At 37.2% G+C, this 935-nt stretch carries 2 protein-coding genes; both read left to right on the top strand.

Annotated elements, in window-relative coordinates; translation table 11 throughout:
• Window positions 1-22 precede the first annotated feature (22 nt).
• Window positions 23-430, top strand: coding sequence for a hypothetical protein (locus DXD78_RS20845; protein WP_117652960.1), 408 nt, complete (start codon window positions 23-25; stop codon window positions 428-430).
• An 85-nt stretch (window positions 431-515) separates the two neighbouring features.
• The gene (locus tag DXD78_RS20840) at window positions 516-887 is read left to right on the top strand and encodes a pyocin knob domain-containing protein (protein ID WP_117652959.1); all 372 of its coding nucleotides are present in this window, start codon (window positions 516-518) and stop codon (window positions 885-887) included.
• The last annotated feature ends 48 nt before the right edge of the window (window positions 888-935 follow it).

Raw genomic sequence — 935 nt, 5'->3', positions numbered from 1 at the left:
TGCCCCTTAAATATGCAATGTTATGGCAGAGAAGCAGGATATAGCAATGAATGAGTTTCCGATAAACAATGTAGCGGACTATCTGTATACTGAGAAAGGGAACAACCAGCAGAAGGTAACTCCTACAGATTTGGTGAAGAGTTGTGGATTTTTTAGATTAGACAAAACTATTACTCCTGGAGAAACGTATGAGCTGCCCTATAATTCCGGATTAATTATGGTTCAAAATGCCTCTTCTGTACATCAAAAAGCGATTGCAGTTGTATATGGGAGCAATACCGGGAACATAATAGTTCCACAAGGTGCCATTAATTTCTTCTCAGAGGTTGAAAATAAGTTTTGTATAATGAATGCAGGAGAAAACACTAAATATGTTGTCAAAAGCACATACGCATCCAACCAACATATTATCTTGACATTTATATTATAAAGTTCAATCTACTTTACCAAAATTAGATGGCAGATTGAGCTTTATGTTTCTCTGCCGTGTTCTTTGCCCCTTAAACGTACAAGGTATGGCAGGTGATGATATAGCAATGAATGCTTTTAAGGTTCTAACTGATGTGGTGTATGTATATGGAGAGGCAAATGATAGTAGCCAGGGAAAAATAAAGAAGAGCGATTTGTTGAGTGAAATGTTTCAATATAGAGGAGACGTTTCCGAAAATTATGACAATTTCATAAAGAATGGAATTTATCAGATATATTCCGGTGCAAATGTAACGAATGCTCCGACTGGTATAGGCTATGGCATGCTATTGGTATTTAAAACCAAATTCTATTTATTTCAAATTGCCATGGATGTACGTCCCGGTAATATATCTGTGAAGCTAAGAACCAATTCAGGACCTGCATGGAGCGATTGGAAGTCAGTAACTCTTACCTAATCTGACGGTTTCATTGTACCCTTCTATTTCTCGCCAATCTTCTTGCCC

It is taken from the genome of Bacteroides sp. D20, assembly GCF_003436255.1.
GTDB classification, from domain to species: Bacteria; Bacteroidota; Bacteroidia; order Bacteroidales; family Bacteroidaceae; genus Bacteroides; species Bacteroides uniformis.
This window is presented reverse-complemented; position numbering and strand designations above follow the sequence as displayed.

What these genes read in the sequence shown, in the direction of transcription:
- DXD78_RS20840 (WP_117652959.1), top strand. Translation starts at nt 516, where the DNA reads ATGGCAGGTGATGATATAGCAATGAATGCTTTTAAGGTTCTAACTGAT.
- DXD78_RS20845 (WP_117652960.1), top strand. Translation starts at nt 23, where the DNA reads ATGGCAGAGAAGCAGGATATAGCAATGAATGAGTTTCCGATAAACAAT.